General features: G+C 58.7%; 4 protein-coding genes. 1 reads left to right on the forward strand and 3 read right to left on the reverse strand.

The window, feature by feature from the left end; genetic code table 11:
- Positions 1–4: 4 nt before the first annotated feature.
- The 3 genes from ACW9JC_RS29380 to copC form a co-directional block, all read right to left on the reverse strand.
- Positions 5–1,303 carry an OprD family porin gene (locus ACW9JC_RS29380; protein WP_457459428.1) on the reverse strand — a complete coding sequence of 433 codons (1,299 nt, stop codon included), beginning with the start codon at positions 1,301–1,303 and terminating at the stop codon, positions 5–7.
- Between the two features lie 122 nt (positions 1,304–1,425).
- On the reverse strand, positions 1,426–2,283 hold the full coding sequence (gene copD / locus ACW9JC_RS29385; RefSeq protein WP_457459430.1) for a copper homeostasis membrane protein CopD: 858 nt from the start codon (positions 2,281–2,283) through the stop codon (positions 1,426–1,428).
- Between the two features lie 3 nt (positions 2,284–2,286).
- Positions 2,287–2,652: a copper homeostasis periplasmic binding protein CopC gene (copC, locus tag ACW9JC_RS29390; RefSeq protein ID WP_338586417.1), complete on the reverse strand. Its 366-nt coding sequence runs from the start codon at positions 2,650–2,652 to the stop codon at positions 2,287–2,289.
- Between the two features lie 132 nt (positions 2,653–2,784).
- Here copC and ACW9JC_RS29395 point away from each other — a divergent pair, with 132 nt between their 5' ends.
- Positions 2,785–3,405: a TetR/AcrR family transcriptional regulator gene (locus ACW9JC_RS29395; RefSeq protein WP_448107501.1), complete on the forward strand. Its 621-nt coding sequence runs from the start codon at positions 2,785–2,787 to the stop codon at positions 3,403–3,405.
- The last annotated feature ends 48 nt before the right edge of the window (positions 3,406–3,453 follow it).

Here is a 3,453-nt window from a genome sequence, read left to right on the forward strand (position 1 = left end):
GCTCTTACAGCAACGAAATCGGGTAGCTGATAAACAACCGGTTCTCATCGAACTCGTTGGTGCTGAAGTTCTTGCGGATGCTCGCGTTACGCCATTTGACGTTGAGATTTTTCAGTGGGCCGCTCTGCACGGTGTAGGCCAGTTCCGATTCGCGGCCCCATTCCTTGCCGTCGGTGATGGTCCCGGTGTGCACGTTGTCGCCGCTGATGTAGCGGTTCATCAGGGTCAGGCCAGGAACGCCGAGTGCGACGAAGTTGTAGTCATGACGCACCTGCCAGGATTTTTCCTTGGCGTTGTCATAGCTGGAGTTGTAGCTGTCGTTGGCCAGGGTGCCGCCGCTGGTGCCGTTGACGCGCATCCAGACATCGTCGCCGCTGAGTTTCTGCAAGCCGACGTAGAAGGTGTTGCCGCCGTACTTGGCAGAGAGGAGGGCGAACGCGGTTTTGTTGTCGAGGTCGCCGGCCAAGGCGCTGCCGTCTTCCTTGCCGATGAAGTAGCCGAGGTTGGCGCCGAGGGTCCAGTCGCCGATCGGCTGGCTGTGGCTCAGGTTGAAGTATTGCTGCTGATAGATGTCGCTGAGTTCGGCGTACCACACGCCGACCTGGGTGCGTTTTTCGTTGAAGGCATATTCGCCGCCGCCGAAGTTGAAACGGTCGGAGCTGAAGGCCGCCGATTTGCCGTTCATGAACATGTCTTCCATGCTCGCATCGTTGCGCGGACTGTTCTGGCGGAACTGACCGCCGTAGAGCGTCAGGCCACTGATTTCGGTGGAAGTCACCTGGCCGCCCTGGAAGGTTTGCGGCAGCGAACGTCCGTCATCGGAGCGCAGGATCGGCAGTACTGGCATCCATTCGCCGACCTTCAATTCGGTCTTGGAAATCTTGCCTTTTAACGCAACACCCAGGCGCCCGAAGTTGTCGGCCGGGCGACCGTCACCATGGATCGGCAGCAGTTGCGTGCCGCCAGTGCCTTTACCGCCATCGAGTTTTTGCGAGTACAGCCCCAGCACATCCACACCGAAGCCGACCGGACCTGGGGTGAAGCCGGACTTGGCGTCGAGGATGAAGTTCTGCGTCCACTCTTCCGCCTTGCCCTGCGGGTAAGCCGGGTTGGTGTAGTTGCGGTTGAAGTAGGCGTTGCGCAGGTTCAGCGTGGCTTTGGCGTCATCGGTGAAACCTTCGGCCTGGCTGGTCATAGGCAGGGCGAGGGCCAAGGTGCTGCAACCGATCAGGCTCAGGGTGTGGCGACGGGCGAAGGTGGGACGTGGACTACGGACGGAAAAATTGCGGGCGAATTTGCTCACTGTAACGCTCCCTTTTCTTTTTTGTTTTTATTGTTTGTCATACGTCGTCGTACAACATTGGGCGAATATTTGCGGGATTTTTACGGGTTGTCAATCGGAAGTTATACGATGACTTGTTGGCGTCAGTTCGAAATCATCGGCGGCAGGGTTCCGAGCAGCGAAACCGCCGCTACCGCGCCAAGCCCCAACAACCACTCCAGCATCACGCTGTTGCGCAACGTCGCCAGACGCCGTTCGCAATCATCGATCCGCAATCGATTGAACAACGCCAACCCTAACATCGCAGCAACCAGCGACACCTTGATCAAAAGAATCAGGGCAAAACCCGACAGCAGCGGCGTCGGCCACCAGGCTCCGGTGAGCACCCGCACGTTGATCAATCCGCTGACTATCAGCCCTGCCACCAAGACATAACCGACGCCGCTGAATCGCTGCAACAGCGTGCTGATGGCATGTCCGTCAGGGCGGCGCAGGATCATGACCAGCAGCATCAGGCCGCCGAGCCAGGTGCCGACGCAGGTCAGGTGAATCAGTTGATTGAGGATCAGTAATTGCCCTGCGGCGCCATCGAGCATGGCGCCGTGGCCGATGGGGGCGAGGGTCGCCAATGTCAGGCCGCTGAGGATGACTTGCAAGGGCAGATTGTTGCGCAGGTGCGTCAGCAGCAACGCCACCAGCAAGCCATTGAACAGCAGGTGCCAGGTCCAGATTCGACCGAAAAAGGTATGTGTCAGCACTCGCTGCAAGGTCGACGATTCAAACGCCGCCTCCCACGTGCCAGCCATGCTCGCGGTGACCAGCAGCAACCAGCCAATGCCACTGAGCAGTGTCAGTGTTGCGAGCCAACGACAGACGCGCGCCAGCAACTGATCCAGCGTTGTCTCGCTGCGCAATAGCAGCGGTTTGAATACCCACGCTCCGAACAGCATCAGCACCACGGTGAAATGCAGGAAACGGCACAGCACCATCGCGTTGGTCATGTGTTATTGGTCGACCTCGAACGCGTACGCGCCTTCGCTCTTGTGAGTATCGACCGACACGACATGCCACTCGACCTTGTAGTCACCCGCAGTCAACGGCACAGCCGGGGTGACGATCAGGGTCTTCTTATCTGGGCCTTGAGTGACCAGGCTTTTCACCAGCACATCGGCACCGTCGTGGGTGATCGTGACTTTGCAGAAATCGGCTTCGACGCCTTCGGAAAACACCAGGCTCAGTTCCGCCGGGGCTTTCACGGTGCTGTCGGCGGCGGGTGTCTGGCTTTGCAAATGGGCGTGGGCAAACGCAGTTGAAGCGGCAAACAGCGAACCGAGCAGGGCGACGGCGGTCAGGGTTTTCTTCAAACGCATGGTGAGTCCCTCAGCGGTGGGTTCGGGTCAGTTTAGTCGGGCGACGCAGGTTGTACGAAGTTTGCTTTTCCCCAGTCGCCGCAAGCTAGAGCGGATGCTAGTCTTGTTTAACGCTGTTGTCAGGGAGCCCTCATGGGCAATCACAAGATCGAGATTCGTCGCAGTAACGTCGAGAAAATTCTGCTGGGGGCCGAGAAGGTCTTCGCTGAAAAAGGTTTCGGCAGCACCGCCATGGCCGACATCGCCGCCGAAGTGCAACTGCCGCGCTCCAACCTGCATTACTACTTCAGCACCAAGACCGAACTGTACAGCGCCGTGCTGTTCGACCTGCTGGAAGTGTGGAAACAGGACGCGCTGTGCTTCGAGATGTTCGACGACCCGCGCGTGGTGCTCAGCAGCTACATTCGCGCCAAGATGAACCACTCCCGCAGCCGGCCGCATGGTTCGAAAGTCTGGGCCAACGAAATCATCCACGGCGCACCGACCCTGGGCACAGCGCTGGATGCGAGCCTGTACGACTGGGCCAAGATGAAAGAAGCGAAGATCCGCCAGTGGGTGGACGATGGACGCATCCTGCCGGTGGAACCGTCGAGCCTGCTGTACATGATCTGGGCCTCGACCCAGCACTACGCTGACTTCGATCATCAGGTGAACATTCTCAATGACCATCAACCGCTGTCGGACATGCAGTTCGAACGGGCGGTGCAGACGGTGACGAGTGTGATTTTGCGGGGGATCGGGTTGGAGCCATAAATCGTAAGATCGCAGCCTCGTTTCACTCGACAGCTCCTACAAGGGAAC

Source organism: Pseudomonas sp. SDO5591_S426 (genome assembly GCF_054070755.1).

Excerpts from the sequence above, each read along its gene's own strand:
- copC (WP_338586417.1), bottom strand. The coding sequence starts at position 2,652 with ATGCGTTTGAAGAAAACCCTGACCGCCGTCGCCCTGCTCGGTTCGCTG.
- copD (WP_457459430.1), bottom strand. The coding sequence starts at position 2,283 with ATGACCAACGCGATGGTGCTGTGCCGTTTCCTGCATTTCACCGTGGTG.
- ACW9JC_RS29395 (WP_448107501.1), top strand. The coding sequence starts at position 2,785 with ATGGGCAATCACAAGATCGAGATTCGTCGCAGTAACGTCGAGAAAATT.